The organism is Acinetobacter sp. WCHAc060025, from assembly GCF_004209355.1.
GTDB classification, from domain to species: Bacteria; Pseudomonadota; Gammaproteobacteria; order Pseudomonadales; family Moraxellaceae; genus Acinetobacter; species Acinetobacter wuhouensis.
Genome location: NZ_SGSX01000011.1, coordinates 149,416 through 166,622, shown reverse-complemented (window position 1 = coordinate 166,622; position 17,207 = coordinate 149,416). Strand labels below are relative to the sequence as shown.

Annotated in this window: 20 protein-coding genes; 11 read left to right on the top strand and 9 right to left on the bottom strand. The window is 36.1% G+C overall.

Annotation, left to right across the window (positions count from 1 at the left end):
- The 3 genes from EXE09_RS11220 to EXE09_RS11210 form a co-directional block, all read right to left on the bottom strand.
- A partial coding sequence (locus EXE09_RS11220; protein ID WP_130117328.1) for an NACHT domain-containing protein occupies positions 1 to 899 on the bottom strand: 899 nt, incomplete at its 3' end.
- A complete protein-coding gene (locus EXE09_RS11215; RefSeq protein WP_130117327.1) occupies positions 856 to 1,593 on the bottom strand; it encodes an NACHT domain-containing protein in 738 nt (245 codons plus the stop codon). The genes EXE09_RS11220 and EXE09_RS11215, both read right to left, overlap by 44 nt.
- A gap of 67 nt (positions 1,594 to 1,660) precedes the next feature.
- The gene (locus tag EXE09_RS11210) at positions 1,661 to 2,383 is read right to left on the bottom strand and encodes a YgfZ/GcvT domain-containing protein (protein WP_130117326.1); all 723 of its coding nucleotides are present in this window, start codon (positions 2,381 to 2,383) and stop codon (positions 1,661 to 1,663) included.
- A gap of 236 nt (positions 2,384 to 2,619) precedes the next feature.
- Between EXE09_RS11210 and acnD the strand changes: the two genes are divergently transcribed.
- From acnD to EXE09_RS11165, 10 genes are all read left to right on the top strand, one after another.
- Complete coding sequence (acnD, locus tag EXE09_RS11205) at positions 2,620 to 5,238, top strand: Fe/S-dependent 2-methylisocitrate dehydratase AcnD (protein ID WP_130117325.1); 2,619 nt, start codon at positions 2,620 to 2,622, stop codon at positions 5,236 to 5,238.
- 76 nt (positions 5,239 to 5,314) lie between these two features.
- Positions 5,315 to 6,982 (top strand): ATP-dependent nuclease, encoded by a 1,668-nt coding sequence (locus EXE09_RS11200; protein ID WP_130117324.1) that lies wholly within the window; start codon positions 5,315 to 5,317, stop codon positions 6,980 to 6,982.
- Positions 6,983 to 7,076: 94 nt separating this feature from the next.
- On the top strand, positions 7,077 to 7,238 hold the full coding sequence (locus EXE09_RS18820) for a hypothetical protein (RefSeq protein WP_165382058.1): 162 nt from the start codon (positions 7,077 to 7,079) through the stop codon (positions 7,236 to 7,238).
- Positions 7,239 to 7,270: 32 nt separating this feature from the next.
- Positions 7,271 to 7,633 carry a hypothetical protein gene (locus EXE09_RS11195; RefSeq protein ID WP_130117323.1) on the top strand — a complete coding sequence of 121 codons (363 nt, stop codon included), beginning with the start codon at positions 7,271 to 7,273 and terminating at the stop codon, positions 7,631 to 7,633.
- A 231-nt stretch (positions 7,634 to 7,864) separates the two neighbouring features.
- On the top strand, positions 7,865 to 8,008 hold the full coding sequence (locus EXE09_RS11190; RefSeq protein ID WP_086322766.1) for a zinc ribbon-containing protein: 144 nt from the start codon (positions 7,865 to 7,867) through the stop codon (positions 8,006 to 8,008).
- A 118-nt stretch (positions 8,009 to 8,126) separates the two neighbouring features.
- Positions 8,127 to 8,705 carry a DUF4126 domain-containing protein gene (locus EXE09_RS11185; RefSeq protein WP_130117331.1) on the top strand — a complete coding sequence of 193 codons (579 nt, stop codon included), beginning with the start codon at positions 8,127 to 8,129 and terminating at the stop codon, positions 8,703 to 8,705.
- A gap of 245 nt (positions 8,706 to 8,950) precedes the next feature.
- Positions 8,951 to 9,154, top strand: coding sequence for a hypothetical protein (locus EXE09_RS11180; protein WP_130117322.1), 204 nt, complete (start codon positions 8,951 to 8,953; stop codon positions 9,152 to 9,154).
- A gap of 282 nt (positions 9,155 to 9,436) precedes the next feature.
- Positions 9,437 to 9,880, top strand: a complete 444-nt coding sequence (locus EXE09_RS11175; RefSeq protein ID WP_068974935.1) for a hypothetical protein — start codon at positions 9,437 to 9,439, stop codon at positions 9,878 to 9,880.
- A gap of 555 nt (positions 9,881 to 10,435) precedes the next feature.
- On the top strand, positions 10,436 to 11,137 hold the full coding sequence (locus tag EXE09_RS11170; RefSeq protein ID WP_068974934.1) for a DUF1003 domain-containing protein: 702 nt from the start codon (positions 10,436 to 10,438) through the stop codon (positions 11,135 to 11,137).
- A gap of 515 nt (positions 11,138 to 11,652) precedes the next feature.
- Positions 11,653 to 12,501, top strand: a complete 849-nt coding sequence (locus tag EXE09_RS11165) for a GGDEF domain-containing protein (protein ID WP_130117321.1) — start codon at positions 11,653 to 11,655, stop codon at positions 12,499 to 12,501.
- Here EXE09_RS11165 and EXE09_RS11160 read toward each other — a convergent pair.
- The 5 genes from EXE09_RS11160 to EXE09_RS11140 form a co-directional block, all read right to left on the bottom strand.
- Complete coding sequence (locus EXE09_RS11160; RefSeq protein ID WP_087552312.1) at positions 12,496 to 13,029, bottom strand: GTP-binding protein; 534 nt, start codon at positions 13,027 to 13,029, stop codon at positions 12,496 to 12,498. The genes EXE09_RS11165 and EXE09_RS11160 overlap by 6 nt on opposite strands.
- A 12-nt stretch (positions 13,030 to 13,041) precedes the next feature.
- Complete coding sequence (locus EXE09_RS11155; RefSeq protein WP_130117320.1) at positions 13,042 to 14,007, bottom strand: hypothetical protein; 966 nt, start codon at positions 14,005 to 14,007, stop codon at positions 13,042 to 13,044.
- 449 nt (positions 14,008 to 14,456) lie between these two features.
- Entirely contained in the window at positions 14,457 to 15,116 is a 660-nt protein-coding gene (locus EXE09_RS11150; protein ID WP_130117319.1) for a hypothetical protein, read from the bottom strand.
- Positions 15,117 to 15,131: 15 nt separating this feature from the next.
- Positions 15,132 to 15,569 (bottom strand): ClpXP protease specificity-enhancing factor, encoded by a 438-nt coding sequence (locus EXE09_RS11145; protein ID WP_087552314.1) that lies wholly within the window; start codon positions 15,567 to 15,569, stop codon positions 15,132 to 15,134.
- Entirely contained in the window at positions 15,569 to 16,246 is a 678-nt protein-coding gene (locus EXE09_RS11140; protein WP_130117318.1) for a glutathione S-transferase N-terminal domain-containing protein, read from the bottom strand. The genes EXE09_RS11145 and EXE09_RS11140 overlap by 1 nt, the downstream gene beginning before the upstream one ends.
- Positions 16,247 to 16,401: 155 nt before the next feature.
- On the opposite strand from EXE09_RS11140, the gene EXE09_RS11135 reads away from it, so the two are divergent.
- A complete protein-coding gene (locus EXE09_RS11135) occupies positions 16,402 to 16,671 on the top strand; it encodes a hypothetical protein (protein WP_130117317.1) in 270 nt (89 codons plus the stop codon).
- 147 nt (positions 16,672 to 16,818) lie between these two features.
- On the opposite strand, the gene rpsI is transcribed toward EXE09_RS11135, so the two are convergent.
- Positions 16,819 to 17,205, bottom strand: coding sequence for a 30S ribosomal protein S9 (gene rpsI, locus EXE09_RS11130; protein WP_068974925.1), 387 nt, complete (start codon positions 17,203 to 17,205; stop codon positions 16,819 to 16,821).
- Between the last annotated feature and the right edge of the window lie 2 nt (positions 17,206 to 17,207).

The window sequence follows — 17,207 nt, the reverse complement described above, 5'->3', positions numbered from 1 at the left end:
CTTGAAATGTAGATTCCAGTATATGAATAGCTTTGAGAGATATGGCTGAAAATTTCTGAAAAAAATTCATTATCTAAATAACTATGGTTTCTAATAATATCGAAATTTTCGCGTTTCATTATAAGAACTGGTTTTGAATCATTGATTACCTTTTGCTTTCCAATAAAGAACATTGTTAAGAATTGTTTTGGTAACACTTGTTTTATGTCATATTTTTTATGCCTTATTTCAAATAAATTTAAAATAAACTCTAATTCACTTTTTAAATAAAATAAATTGAAATAATAAATATTCAAATGTTTTAAAAAATTCAAAATATTTGTGTTTAAAATTTTGGGGATCACTCTTTCAGCATTCTCTTTATTAAGTTTACTAAAAAAGAAAGCTACATAGTATTCGAATATACTTCTATGAATAAAAGTATAACTCAGACCATCTTTAGCAATTAAACAAAGGTAATCACAAAAATCATCTAATATTTGAATTGATGAACATTTGTCAATATTCAGTTTCTTTAAAGTTAAATCTAGAATTTCAATGATTTGAGATTTATCAAATGCGGTTTGGTCTTTTTTATAGCATTCAAAGCAAAATCTTTCAAAAATCTGCTCTAACTTATCTTGCATGAGGTTTGATGAACTTTTTCGAGTAAACCCACCTTTAGTTCTATCATGTGTTGTCGCTACAACTTCAAAAATATTGCGATAGAAACTAGTGATATTTTCAGGAGGTGAGAAGTCTGCATTAAATTTTTTTACATATAATCCAATCATTAATGGCGTAGTTAATAGTTGCTGAATTTCAGGAGTGCTATTTTCTATTGAGTTAATTAAAGTTAATTGTGCTTCAGGATCATCAACAAGGATATGAATCAATTTTTTTTTGATCTTCACTATCATATGGGTTTACTTGAATTGATTCAAAAAAATTAGAAAATTTTATTTCGTGTTCAGGTCTACTACTTACGATGAGTTTTAAATTGGAAAAATTATTTGCTAAATTTTCTATTGTTGAAAGCGTGTCATGGATGTAATCTTTACTTATTTCATCAAAGGCATCAAGAAATAACGAAACATTTCCTGATTGTAATATGAATTTTACTTGTTCATCTGTGATGTTATTTATCCATGCTTCAATTTTTTCTTTAATTAGATATTCAAGGCTTTTTTCTTTTGATATGTTTTTTAGTTCAATGAAAATAGGAATTCTTGAGTTTTTTGAGGCTTCTTTCAAGGCCAAGTATCGCATTAAAATGGATTTTCCTTGTCCAACAGTAGCTTCAATTAAAATACTATGTTCGGTAGTTATTTGATCTAAAGAATGTATTGTACAGATACCATCTTTTGTCGTGATATATGGGGAATAAAAGAAACTATGTAAGTCTACAGGCTTTTCAGCACCTGTAAAAAGAGTTTTTACTAATCCTATTTTTTCAATAGAATCTACGAGTTGTTGGTTATTAATTGAAAATTTTTTAAGATTAAAGCGTTTCTCAAACTCTGTGCTTAGAAATGTATTTGTATTTTTTGCAATTTCAGAAAGTATAGGTCGTAGTGCTAATAAAGTTAGTGTAGTTGAAATTGGTTCAGGCATGATTTATTCGTTATAAAGCTCACTATTGTGAGCTAATATAACAATAATTTATCAATAAGTTAAACACTTACTGCGGTCTAGCTACATCACCACTTAAACTTTCAGGCAAGTCTAAAACAGTCACTTCAAGCTCAGTCAATGCCTCAGGACGAGCAACCACAAGCGCGATAAAACCATTTTCAAAAGCAGTGCTATTCACCACTTGAACACCTTTATTCAACTGTTCACCTTGTGCAGGAACATCACCTGAACCTTGAATTACATGTAACCACGCTTTCGGTTTAGCCTTAAACCAAAGACGTGCAATCACTTCCTGACCCAAATAACAACCCTTGTCATAATTCACAGCACCACGTTGATGCAAACGCAATTCCTGAGGTTGGAATAAACCTTCAATCGCTTGATTGATATAAGCTTGACCATTTTGAATCGCAGCAATTTCCCAAGCAGAAATATCAGTTTCACTGTCAGAAAAGTCAGTTGTCGTGCCATTTACAGTCGGAAAAACAGCGCCAATTTGCTCAAGTTTCATCTTAGAAAATGCACCATATTTTTTAATATGTTTGGCAAATTCTTCCGCTTGATCTTGCGTGGTCACGATTTCAAATTCTTCAGGATTACGTTTTTTTAACCATAAACCAAAATGAATACGACCTTTCAAATCACAAATTGCAGTGTATTGCGATACATTTTCAGCCAAAGCTTCTGTATTTACAGTCACTTGTCCTTGCAGGAATTTTTGTGCATCGACACCGATCAGGGTGAAAGAGGAGAACGCTAAATTGCTCATGAAATATTCATCCAATTTAAATCTAATACTAAAGAATTAGCCTTATTTTCCGCTATTTTTATAAAAAATGCACATTTAAGAAAAATAATTCGAGCAAGATGTTACTAAATATTTCCAAAACCCCTGTTTTTATATCTAAGCTTATGAAATATAAACGATTTGGGAAATGGGTTTTCGGCAGTGTACTATTCGAGCATCAGACACGCAGTACAAAATGATGCAAGAGGCACAATTCAATGAATAACAATTACCGCAAACCACTGCAAGGTACCCAGCTCGAATACTTCGATGTGCGTCAAGCCGTTGAAGACATCCAGCCAGGCGCATACGCGAAACTTCCATATACTTCAAAAGTATTGGCTGAACAGCTAGTCCGTCGCTGTGACCCAGCCATTCTCGAACAATCTTTAAAAGAACTGATTAACCGTAAACAAGACCATGATTTCCCTTGGTATCCTGCACGTGTGGTGTGCCATGACATTCTTGGACAAACAGCGTTAGTTGACCTTGCAGGTCTGCGTGATGCGATTGCCGACCAAGGTGGCGATCCTTCAAAAGTAAACCCAGTTGTACCGACTCAGTTGATCGTAGATCACTCTTTGGCAGTGGAATACGGTGGTTTTGACCCTGATGCATTTGAGAAAAACCGTGCTGTGGAAGACCGTCGTAACGAAGACCGTTTCCACTTCATCGAATGGACAAAAACTGCGTTTGAAAATGTCGACGTAATTCCTGCGGGTAACGGCATCATGCACCAGATCAACTTGGAGAAAATGTCTCCAGTAGTGCAAAACCGTGAAGGCGTGGCATTCCCAGACACTTGTGTAGGTACAGATTCTCATACACCACATACTGATGCACTTGGCGTGATCTCGATTGGTGTCGGAGGACTCGAAGCTGAAAATGTAATGTTGGGTCGTGCATCTTGGATGCGTCTTCCAGACATTATCGGTGTAGAATTTGTGGGTCAGCGTCAAGCGGGCATTACTGCGACTGACATCGTATTAGCATTGACAGAATTCTTACGTAAAGAACGTGTGGTTGGTGCATATTTAGAATTTTTCGGTGAAGGTGCGGACAGCATGTCAGTCGGTGATCGTGCAACGATTTCCAACATGACCCCAGAATATGGCGCAACTGCGGCAATGTTCTACATCGACCAGAACACCATTGATTATTTAACCCTGACAGGTCGTGAAGCAGATCAGGTTAAACTTGTTGAAACTTATGCTAAAGAAATTGGTCTTTGGGCATCGGATATGAAACAAGCGGAATATCCACGTGTTTTACGTTTCGATTTATCGCAAGTCACTCGTAATATCGCAGGTCCTTCAAACCCACATGCACGTGTATCAACTGCTGATTTAAAAGCGAAAGGTATTGCAGGTAACTTGGAAGCGGCTCGCGCGCAGGAAGCTGAAGGTTTAATGCCGGATGGTGCGGTGATCATTGCGGCGATTACCTCTTGTACCAATACGTCTAACCCACGTAATACTGTTGCGGCGGGTTTGCTTGCTCGTAAAGCCAATGAACTTGGTTTAGTACGCAAACCTTGGGTGAAATCATCATTTGCACCAGGTTCTAAAGCAGCGGCTTTATATCTTGAAGAAGCAGGCGTATTGGGCGATCTTGAAAAACTCGGTTTCGGTATCGTGGCATATGCATGTACAACGTGTAACGGTATGTCTGGTGCGTTAGATCCTGTGATTCAACAGGAAATCATTGATCGTGACTTGTACGCAACTGCGGTACTTTCAGGTAACCGTAACTTCGATGGTCGTATCCATCCTTATGCAAAACAAGCGTTCTTGGCTTCTCCACCGTTAGTTGTTGCGTATGCAATTGCAGGTACGATTCGTTTTGACATCGAAACGGATTCATTGGGCAATGACAAAGATGGTAATCCGATTTACTTAAAAGACATCTGGCCATCAGATGAAGAAATTGATGCACTTGTGAAAGTGGCGGTTAAACCTGAACAGTTTAAGAAAGTGTATATCCCAATGTTTGATTTGGGTGAGCGCGTACAGGCTGCGAGTCCGTTGTATGACTGGCGTCCGCAAAGTACCTATATCCGCCGTCCGCCGTACTGGGAAGGTGCTTTGGCTGCGCCACGTACTTTGGCAAATATGCGTCCGCTTGCAATTCTTCCTGACAATATCACGACAGATCACTTGTCACCATCGAATGCCATCTTGATGGATTCGGCAGCAGGTGAATATCTGCATAAAATGGGCGTACCTGAGGAAGACTTTAACTCATACGCAACGCACCGTGGTGACCATTTAACTGCGCAACGTGCAACATTTGCGAATCCGAAATTGTTTAATGAAATGGTGGTTCGTTCTGATGGTACGATCAAGCAGGGTTCTAAAGCACGTGTTGAGCCTGAGGGCGAAGTGATGCGTATGTGGGAAGCGATCGAAACGTATATGAACCGTAAGCAACCTTTGATCATTATCGCCGGTAAAGATTATGGTCAAGGTTCAAGCCGTGACTGGGCAGCTAAAGGTGTGCGTCTTGCCGGTGTAGAAGTGATTGTTGCGGAAGGTTTTGAGCGTATTCACCGTACTAACCTTGTAGGTATGGGCGTGTTACCGCTTGAGTTTAAAGCAGGTGTTGACCGTAAGACGTTAAAGCTTGATGGTACTGAGTTGTATAGCGTGATTGGTAATATCGCACCGCGTTCGACTTTAACTTTGGTGATTGAGCGTTCTACGACTGATGGTCAAAATGAGATCGTGAAAGTGCCTGTAACCTGTCGTTTGGATACCGAAGAAGAAGTACATGTGTATGAAGCGGGTGGTGTATTACAACGCTTTGCACAGGATTTCTTGGAAGGGAATGTGGCTTGAGATTTTAAGCTGAAATAATTGATTTTGTTGTAAAAAGACCCTACATTTGTGTGGGGTTTTATTTTTAGTAATGATTATGATTAAGAATGTTAAGTTAAAATTTGGTCGTGCATTGAATGTTGAACAAACAATAGTAAATACTTTACCAATTACTGTATTTGTTGGACCAAATAATTCAGGGAAAAGTCAAATTCTAAGAGAAATACATCAGTTTTGTGTAAGTGGTGACCAAAACTCAAATAATAAAATAATTGATAATATTCAATTAGCAGCCGTTTCAGATGATCAAATTGAAAATGTAATAAATAAGTTAAAACTTGAACCAGCTTTTAATGAAGTCATTCATAATGACCATATTCTATTGGGGCGAAATGGTGAAAGACAGCAAGTACATTTAACATCGTATAAAATGGCATTAGTTAATCCCACACAAAATCTTTATCAATTTTGTACATCTTATTTAAGATATAATACATTGATATTAAATGGTAATAATAGAATTAATATGGTTAATGCTCAGGGGGCTGGAAATCTTCAAGATCCTGCACATTCTAGTTTTCAAATGTTATTTAGAAATAATGAAAAAAGATATGAAGTTCGAAGAATAATTTATGAAGCCTTTGAAAAATATCTAGTTATAGATCCAACAAATCTAGGGCAACTATCATTAAGGTTATCTAAAAAAAGTCCAGAAAATGAATTAGAGGAAAGAGGCATTCATGAAGCTGCTGTAAACTTTCATAAAAATGCTGAGCCTATAGATTATGCAAGTGATGGTGTTAAAGCATTTACGGGAATGGTTATAGAAATGGTGGCGGGTGATCCATCTGTTCTTCTAATGGATGAGCCAGAAGCTTTTTTACATCCATCCTTAGCATTTAAGCTAGGTAAAGAAGTAGCAGGCATTATGTCTCATTCAGAAAAGAGACTGTTTGTGGCAACACATAGTCCAAATTTTATTATGGGATGTATTCAGTCTGGAACACCTGTGAATATAGTGCGCTTAACATATAGGGATGAAGTTGCTACTTCAAGGATTCTACCCAATGATGATATTTTGACATTAATGAGAAACCCTTTACTTCGTTCAGTAGGTGTACTAAGCGCATTATTCTATGAATTTGTTATTGTAACTGAGTCAGATGCTGATCGTGCTTTTTATCAAGAAATAAATGATAGGCTTTTAAAATTTAGCGATAAAGGTATTCCTAATTGTTTATTTCTTAATGCTCAAAATAAACAAACAGTTAAAACTATTATTAAACCATTGCGTAGTTTAGGTATTCCTGTTGCTGGCATTGTGGATATTGATATTTTAAAAGAAGGAGGAAGTGTTTGGGCGGACTTCTTAGATAGTGCTTCATTCCCTGAAATTGAAAAACAGGCATTAGCACATACTCGCCAAGCAATTAATAAGAAATTCACAGATTCTGGCAAAAATATGAAGAAAGATGGAGGAATTAATATTTTAGATGGTCAAGATAAAGAAGCTCTATCAAATCTTTTTGAGAAACTTGCAGAATATGGTTTATTTGTAGTACCAAATGGCGAGTTAGAGTCATGGTTAAATAGGTTAAATGTTCGTGGGCATGGTCCAAATTGGTTAATTGAAATTTTTGAGAAGATGGGAGAAGACCCTTATACATCTGAATATATAAAACCTGAGGATGAAGATGTATGGGGATTTATTGAAAAAATAGGTCATTGGTTTTTGAATCAAGCCCGAAAAGGGATTCCTAATTAATTATCTATTATCAAAATTTGAATCAAGCTAAATTACTATCTAGTTCCATCCATTTGTGGTGGAACTAAAACTCTAGAAAATTAGGAGTTTAAAAATGACTAAAGAAAAAGAAACTCTTCCTAAAATTGAAGAAAATGTACTTCAAGATGAAACCATTGGCATAGAAAAGCTGTTTAATTCACTTTCTGAAATGCCTTTTGATTTTTATTCCGAAGAAAGGGAGGATGAACCACCACAAGAGCGTGAAGAACTGTAATATATTAAAATTAGAAAATATTAGAGATTAAAATGCCCAAAAAATCCCCCGAACAAAAAGCCGAAGAGGAACGTCGCTATATTTTGGCAAGTGGCGCAGCCAATACAGCCGAACTCGAACCTTTCTTAACAGACCCTAATCAAGCGATTCGAGCCACAGCTGCCATGAACCCCGATGCAGATGCCGAAATCCTTGACCGCTTTGCAAACGACAAATTTTGGGGAGTACGCATGGAAGTCGTCCACCATGCCAACGTCAGCGAAGCCACACTACGCAGACTACTCGAAACCAAAGTCAGCAAACGGGGCGTTGTCCATCACGCAGCCTGTGAAAAACTCAAAGAACGAGGCGTAGTATTTGGAGCAGACGGCATGCCACTCGATATGCAGAAATAAATTGAAACAAATAGAATTGCATAGAAAATTCGATTCAATTTGGAAAAAATAAGCGAAGAAAAAACAAAAAGTGGCGATTTATATCTCAAAATTGCAATAAAACTGACAATAAATTCGTTTAAGTCATTTCTTGCAAAAATGACACCATCATTTTGCAAAATAGACAATAGACATTTACTTCGATAGCAGTATACTGAATTCACCATTTCTAAATACCTATGGAGAACAAAAATGGTTACTGCTGGTCAAAAACCCGGAACAGGCTTCTATTTTTGTGTCAAATGCGGACACCGCACCTACTTAGAAATTGGTACAGATCGTCTACCACCGTGTACCAAATGCCTTGGCAATCAATTCAACAACAAGAATGCCTAAGCAGCACCAACAAAACAGTTACTCACTGTTTTAAGAAAAAGCCCTATCATCCCATAGGGCTTTTTTGTTAACGTATAAAAAGTTTAAACAATAAATAAAACAAGGAAGACACGTCATGATCGAAACAATCCTCAGTCTATGTATTGGTATTGGTCTAAGTGCGGCATGCGGTTTTCGTGTATTTGTACCTTTATTGGTCATGAGTGTTGCAGCCATCATGGGATGGTTTGAACCGATGAAAGGTTTTGAATGGCTCACGATGCCATCGGTCTGTATCGGGCTTGCAGTGGCGACAGTCTGTGAAATCGGGGCTTACTATGTACCTTGGGTCGACAATGTACTCGATACCATTGCAACACCAGCCGCATTAGTCGCAGGAACACTGACAACTATGGCTGTGAGTACAGGTGAAATGTCACAATTTACCAGTTGGGCAGCAGCACTGATTGTGGGTGGTGGAACAGCATCTGCAGTACAACTCAGTACCGTTGCCGTACGTGGCGTATCCACAGCAACCACAGGTGGGATCGCAAACCCTGTAGTATCGACAGGAGAGTGGATCAGTGCGCTCGTCGTTTCATTACTGTCTTTTGTTGTCCCTGTTTTGGTGGTGATTGTTGGTATTATTGCCATGATCATTGTTGTACGCTGGGTGATGAAAAAGAAAAAAGAGAATGCGGTCAGCCCATTATCCTAAACACTACAATGACTATCGTCCCATCTTAAATGCACTCTTAGAGTGCATTTTTAACATTAGAACAATAAATTAAGTAATTGTTTTATATTTACAATTTGAAATTAAAAAAAGAATAAATTTCAGTAATAAAGGATTGATTTTTGCTCAATAAAACCATATTTTTAGTATGGGATCAATAAAAGGCATACTTATTGTATGGATTAATAAATTAAACACTTGTGAAATAAATTTTGGGGGAACTTTATATGGACAGATTCATTATCAATTCCGAAGCACAAGCCAATGGTGCGTATGAAATTCATAACATGAGCAAAGGTTGTGAACATTTACCTATGGCTAAAAATCAAAACCAATTGGGCTTCTTTGCAACTTGGGATCTGGCGCTAAAAAGAGCAAGAACCAATTGGCCACGTGAGAAAATAAGCCTGTGTCAAATATGCTGTAAATAATTGGTATCTATGTCTACGCACTGTTTTGGTGTTATTCACAAGGGCAGTGCGATCAAACTTAAACAATGCAGTTAAATTATAAATACGTCTAAAAGGCATATAGACCAAAGGCGTATAAAAACTAAGCAAAACTACGTCAAAAAAACGATGTGAAAGTGTGAAAAATAGCCATTAAAATTCAAGAAATTTTAATGCGTTAACATAAGATAATTGTTTTAAAACAGTTATATAAGTGCTATTAAATTAACCATAATACAAATATCACATGGATAGGTGAATACAATGAGTAAATTTGAGGTCGAAATTAATTTGCCTGAGCAAAATACCCAGTCATTTGAAACAGATGACATTAACCAAATTCAGGCGAAGTTTTATGCCATAAATTGGCGTCGAATATTTATGAGTCCATTGAATAAGACTGAAATTTCCTTTGCTGTATTAAATACTGAAACACAGCAGTATCTGGATATTCAGCTCAATACCCAGTCCAGTCAATCAGAACCCGTCTTTCAAGTTGAAAGTAATATTCAAGTGGTGACTGAAAATAAAGAGTTTTTAGGCTTGTTAACACGTAAGAAAAACTATGACTTGGTTTATAAAAATTTAAATCAAGCCAAGGTATCCGAGCAGCTAGATTTATTCTTAAAAGAGAATGTTGAGGCAATGACTGAGCAATATAAGCAATTATTGCACAAGAAAAAGCTACAAGAGCAACGTCTCGCCTAATTGATGATGTTGAATGATTTACCCACTTAAACTTGATGTTTAAATTTGCAGATATTCATGGTTTTTTGCAATAAAAAATCATGAATAATGTCTATTTGGAATTTTTTTCTTTTATAGTGAAATTATTTGGGAAAATTTTTCAAATAAACTTTAATTGGGGCAATCTCAGGGAAATAATCCCGAGCCGAATTGGTTAATATTTACATCAAGGGTGAAGGGATCGGAAAGAGTAGATTGCTACCAGTTGCGTACAACGTGTGTGTAGTACATACCCAAAAGGTCTCGATTCGGCTTAGGACGCTATAGATCAAAAGTGTATAGGCAATAGGATTAGAACTTACAAAGTTTTAATAGTTGAAGTAAACCAGAGTTGTGTTTTCCCACTCGCCCTAAAAAATTCGTTGTAAATAATAAGAAATTAAAAATCTAAAGCATTAAGAAACTAAGCATTTTAAAATAAAAGCAATCCTAAGATAGATCAGATGTTTAATCCATTTTAAAATATCCTAAATAAATGAAAAATATTTCGTATTTCAATCATAAGGGGATCATTTGATGAATGGAAAAATTGAAAATCACGTCTGTTTGGTATGTAAGCAATCTTTCCCACAGCATCACCTTGTTCCTTTGGGTGCGATTCGTAGCGTGATTATGGAAGAAATTATTAAAGATTACCCCGATTGTTCCAAGCAAGATTTTATATGTAAAGCAGATTTAACCAAATATCGTATGCAGTATGTGCAAACATTACTTCAATCTGAGCAAGGGGAAGTTTCAAACCTTGAGTATGAAGTCTTAAATAGTATGCAACAACATGAATTGATAACAAAAAATACCGAAGGGCAAGTTGAACAAAATTGGTCACTGGGGGAGAGACTTGCGGACAAAATAGCGACTTTTGGTGGTAGTTGGGCTTTTTTAATTTGCTTCACACTATTTTTGACGATTTGGATTTTAGTGAATACCGTTGTTATGGTGAAACAACCAGCTGATCCTTATCCATTTATTCTGCTGAATTTGATTTTGTCATGCCTAGCTGCTGTGCAAGCTCCCATCATTATGATGAGTCAAAATCGTCAAGAAGCAAAAGATCGTTTACGCTCACAAAATGATTATCAGATCAATTTAAAGGCAGAATTAGAAATACGTCATTTACATGAAAAAATTGATCATCTATTGATGCATCAGTGGGATAAACTCGCCAAAATTCAGGAGATTCAATTGGACTTGTTGTCTGAGATGAGCAAAAAGAAATAATGACGGCGTCTTTGAAAAAATTTAATGTTTTAAATGTGTGAGAAATATATTTCTTATAAGTTGTGGTTTATGAGAATAAAATGGGATTAAAAATTACTTGAGAATAAAAAATTCTTTGTTTATTGCAATACGCGGGAAAATTTCCTCTATTTACCCAAAAACGCTGAATCATAGGGAAATAATTCTGACTCAGTTTCGCTAATATTTACATCAAGGGTGAAGGGATCGGAAAGAGTAGATTGCTACCAGTTGCGTACAACGTGCGTGTAGTACATACCCAAAAGGTCTCGATTCGGCTTAGGACGCTATAGATCAAAAGTATATAGGCAATAGGATTAAAACTTACCAAGTTTTAATAGTTGAAGTAAACCAGAGTTGTGTTTTCCCACTCACCCTCAGAATTTTTAAAAATAATTATATAAATTACATTGTTTTATTGAATATTTTAATTTTTAATAAAGTTTGCTTTGAATCATGTTGATTCGTTTGTGTTTTGTCATCAAGGATAGGGTTATATGATTAAACAATTGGAGACATTTTTATTTATTGATTCATCTGTTATTCGTCGTTTGACTCTTCTGCTTATTATATTAACTTGGGGAATCATTGACCTCGCAACAGGTTATGAGTATTCCTTTGCAGTTTTCTATTTAATCCCAGTTTCAATCGCAGCATGGTATGACAATAAATATATCGTGATTGCGACTGTCATTTTATCTGCATTGACATGGTTATATGCAGATTATGGTGCAGGTCATCATTATTCAAATCCTATAATTCCTTTCTGGAATGCCTGTGTCAGACTGGTTTTTTTTAGTACAGTGGCGTTTTTATTGCTGAGAATCAAAAGAAATTTAAATGATATGACTTTGATGGCAATGAAGGACTCTTTGACATCTTTAAATAATACACGTGCTTTGAATTTAGAATATCAGATATTAAAAAAGAGAAACCCTAAAAAAGAACAAACACTGGCTGTGGGAATCATTGATTTAGATGGCTTTAAGGCTGTGAATGATACCTATGGGCATAGTAAAGGTGATGCGGTATTGATTGAATTTGCGCAAGTGCTTCAGCAGGCAACACGTCATTCAGATGTGGTTGCTCGTTTGGGAGGAGATGAGTTCGTGGTGATTTTACACGATACAGACTTGTCAGGCATTGAAGATTATGCAAAAAGACTGCGTGAACGATTTGGGTTGAGTGGATTGAAACAACAGTTTGGTGTGGATTTCAGCATGGGGATCCATATTTATAATAAGTTACCTGAAAATATGGATGAAGCAACGCATCAAGCAGATGTGCTGATGTATCAGTCTAAAGCACAAGGAAAGTCGCAAACTACGATTCAAAAGCCACTATAAGTATTTGACTTCAATGGATGTGATCAAGGTTTCTAACAAGAGTAATACATCGCTTTTTTGACGAGCATCCATAAAAAATACTGGAAAATCAAGTCGATGATCCATAAGCCATTGGCGATATTGATGGGTTGATTTGTTCATATCATCATCAATATGGGTAATGCCGATGACAATGTTATCGCTATATTGTTTAAAGGTTTTAATATAATAACTGAGTTCATCTAAAGAATTGTCTAAGCTGTGGTCAATCAATAAGATTGCCCCAATCGCCCCTTTACAGATCACTCCCCACATGAAGTCGAAGCGTCCTTGTCCAGGTGTGCCATAAAGCCCAACTTTACTGCCATCATCTAGAGTTACTTCACCATAATCAATACCGACAGTGGTATTGAGTTTTTTGTGGCTTTGATCATCGGTATTGAAGACTTCCGTTGCCAATACAGGAACTTCAGAAAGTGATTTAATGGCTTCAGTTTTACCTGCTCCCATAGAGCCTGCAAATACGATTTTATATTTCTGCATAATCATTTGAGTAATCCTTTAGAACTTAAATCTACTTTTTAGTTTTCCAAAAAAGCTTTTCAAGATTCCTTTATTTTCAGAAGGCTCATCATGGGGTTGTGATTTATCAAATAAGCTTTCTTTTGCTGAAATGATTTCAGCATTTTGAATCGCCAAATTGGCTGAAATAAAATGTTGAACGAGTGTCACAGGAATATTGAGTTTATCTGAGACATGTCGAATATCAGCCCCTCGGATAAATGCAGCCGTGAGTTGTAACAAAAGCTTTTTATCCATTTCATTGGGCTGAACCCAAAACTTTAATCGATAATGATGATTTATAGGGGGTAAGCTGACAAGGTCAGGATTTTTCCAGATCAGATTAAATAGCCAATTTTCTAAATTCAACTGACGTTTTCGTGAAACTTTAATAAAGTCAGAAGTCGTCGCCGCCTTATAGGAAATTGAGCGGTCAGTTTGATATTCATCACGCGTTGCCTCTAACCAGACAAGGTGTGCATAGTGATCAATGATCGCAACCGTACCCAGTTGATCACTTAAAATAATTTTACGGCTTTCTTGTTTGTAGAGCGCTGCAAAAAAATCACTGTCCTTAATTTGGTTTTGATCTGGCGAAATCTTATTGTTCGTAATTGTCTCTTCTGTATCAGTTGTACGATTTAAAAGTCTAACATTGACCCAGTTTTTTAAAGTACATTCATCATAGATTGGAATACAGAGTAAATTATTTTCCGCGCTTTCAGTTTGTTCGCTATGCTTTGAAATTTTGAGATAGGGAATATTTTTATTTTGAATAATATTTTGAATATTGGAATTTTCAAAAAATTGTTCATTAATCAAAATGCAGCTTATATTTTGATCAGCAATCGTTGTCCAATTTATACCTATGCTCGTTGGTAAAATTTTTCTCAGTCTTATTTTAAGATCATCAGAGGTTGTTAAACCTAACCCTGAGATTGCGATATTGATATATTGATTGTTCATAATATCACTTATCAAATTAGAAATTAAAATGTCTGTTTATTTTAACAGGTGTTGTTAATTAAAATTAATGGTTGATTATTTCATTTTATAAATTCAAGTGTATTTCTATGGCTGATAAATATGATTTAAAGATTTTTAATCCTTAACGATATTTTCTTTATGAATTATTAACTTGTGATTAAAATTCAATTTTTCCATAACTTTAAATTAACACTAATTATTATGGAAAATCTATCCCTAATTTAATTATATATTTTAAATATTCTAATAAATTATTTAGTTAAACTTAATGTAAATGAAATTAATGTAGTTGCAATCATGAATATGTATTATCTTGTGATTTTAATCACTAAAAAAATAAAAGGATTAAAATTTTTTAATTATGAAAAAAAGCGATCATCATGACCGCTTTCTATCGCTTTTATTTTTTAAGTGATGTTTTAAAAAAACTAAGCAAATACTTTAGTAACAGCTTCAAAAAGAATATATAACACAACCAGTGCCACGATTGGTTCAGCAATTTTAGCCCAAGTTGGATTTACTGTTTCTATTACAGTTGTTTCAGGGTGATCTGTGTGTGCATCGGTATGTTGAACATTAACCATTTGATTGAACTCCTTCATCGTTTCATCTAATGATACCTCTTCTTGCTCAATAGGTTGAGAGCCAATCAGTTCGGTTAGTTCATTTGTTGACCAAACCCAATCTTTAGCTTGCCCAGAAAGATGTTCAATTTGACCAATGACCAACTCTCTTAAACCACGTTTACCTAAACTACCTGCGGTATCAAGCTGTTTTAATTCTAAAATTTGTAATTCAAGAATATCTGTAGTGGCCTGTTCAAGCACTATTTTTTCTAAACTAGATTTGTTCTGTGTCGAGGTTGTGAGATGGCGTGAAATTTCTTGGATATATAGATGATTTGGTGTAAAAATTTCTTGGTACAGGACGTCTTCATCTTTACGCCATAGCGTGATCAATTTACCTAAAGTCAAAGCATTAATTTCCTCAATATTTGCTTGACGTTGTTCAGGTGACAACTGAGATAGGAGCTGAGGCTTTTGAATTTTTACCTGCTCAACGAAGTATTGTACGAGATCAAAAGCCATTCAGTTCTCCTTGCTCTATTCTAAGATTCTTAAACTTGGTTTCTTCTTGGTTGTGTCTGATGTTTCAGCCTCTTGGCTAACGTTTGATTTTAAAGCATCTTCATCTATTTGCACATTGGCATATTCGTCAGGATCAAAGAATAATCCTTGTCCATTTTCTTTGGCATAGAGTCCGAGTATGGCATTCATTGGAACATAAATGTCCTTGGATACACCACCAAAACGTGCTGAAAAAGTCACAGCTTCATTGCCAATATTTAGCATATGTACTGCATGAGGAACGATATTTAAAACAATTTGTCCATCATTTACAAACTGTTGCGGAACATCTGTATAAGGTTTAGTGGCATCCACAAGCATATATGGTGTTAAGTTATTGTCGCAAATCCATTCATAAATTGCACGGGCAAGATATGGACGCGTTGGAGTGAGGTTTAATTCTTGTTCAGACATTAGAAATTGCTCTTTTGATTTGCTAACGATGGATTTAAAAATTCACTATATCGGTTTTTTTCTTGAAATGTCATAGATTTCAAAAAAGCAGGGCGGCTAAAAATCCGCTGACAGTATAGAAAAATTGGACGACATTGCTGTTTGGGTAATTCAATTCCCATTTGTTTTAACCGTATGAAAATTGGCGCTAACATGCAATCTAAAATTGTAAAGTGTTCAGACATAAAATAAGGATAATGCTGAAACAAAGGGGTTAGTGAAATAAGTGTATCTCGTAATTGCTTTTGTGCTTTTTGACTTGCGATCTGATCAAGCGTGTCTGGATGACGTAACATGATGTCAGCAAGTCTTAGCCAGTCTTGTTCTAAACGCCAAATATACTGTCGTTGTTCTGCCCGTGGCGCAGGGGCGTCAGCATAGAGTTTGTTTTGACGATAACGATCATCAAGATATTCAGAAATAATTGTGGTATTAAATAGTTTTAAGTCATTCTCAATGAGCATTGGCAACTGATTGTATGGGTTCAGGCTTGCTAAATCCTCATCATCTTCATCGACAATAATTAAATTGTATTTGATTTGCTTTTCAGCAAGTAGAAATCTAATCCAATGTGAGCGAAAGTCATCCTCGTGGCTATACAGTGTAATCCCTTGCAGAGGTGCATTTTCGACGGTCATATTTCCCAAATTGGTGTTAAAGTGAATAGGATAGGATACTAAAATTAGCGAACAAAATCATCTGCCGTCGAGCATTTTAAGTCTAGTATTAGTCTATAGGGTTAAATAGATAGAAATAGGAATGGAAAATGTTAAATAAAATAATGAGTAAATATATGTGTTTTAACTTGGTTGTGGTATTTCTGTTGAGTGCGTGCAACAGTGTTCCTAGTTCAAAACTAGCTGAGATGGCACAAGTGGCAAAACCAAATACAGTAGATCAAAAGGACGATACAAAACAGCATTTGTCTGAAGACGCTTGCGCTGGCATAGAAAATTGTACTGTAGTCGTACCTTGTGAAGATAATCCTCATGCGGCTGTATGTTCACACATACCACTAGCCCCTGAAATTCCAGGTGGGGATGCATATGCAAGTCATGAGTAATTTAAAAATTATTGATTAATAAAGAATGTAGTGAACTTATCAGTGTTGGAGATTTGATTTATCGAATCATATTGGATTTCAAGCTTATTTAGCACATAAAAAAACCTTGGCAAAAGCCAAGGTTTTTTGTCCGATTCGGTAAACGAATTAACGTTTAGAGAATTGAGGACGTTTACGCGCTTTACGTAAACCAAGTTTCTTACGTTCAACTTCACGAGCATCACGAGTAACGAAACCAGCTTGACGAAGAGCAGGTTTTAAAGTTTCGTCAGCAGCGATCAATGCACGAGTAATACCGTGACGGATAGCGCCAGCTTGACCACCGATACCACCACCAGCAACAGTGATGTAAAGGTCATATTTTTCAGTAGCTTCTAAAAGCTCAAGTGGTTGACGAACAACCATACGAGCAGTTTCACGACCGAAGTACTGTTCAAGAGTACGGTTGTTGATTACGAGTTTACCAGTACCAGCTGATAGGAAAACACGTGCAGTTGCGGTCTTACGGCGACCTGTACCATAATTAGTAGCCATGT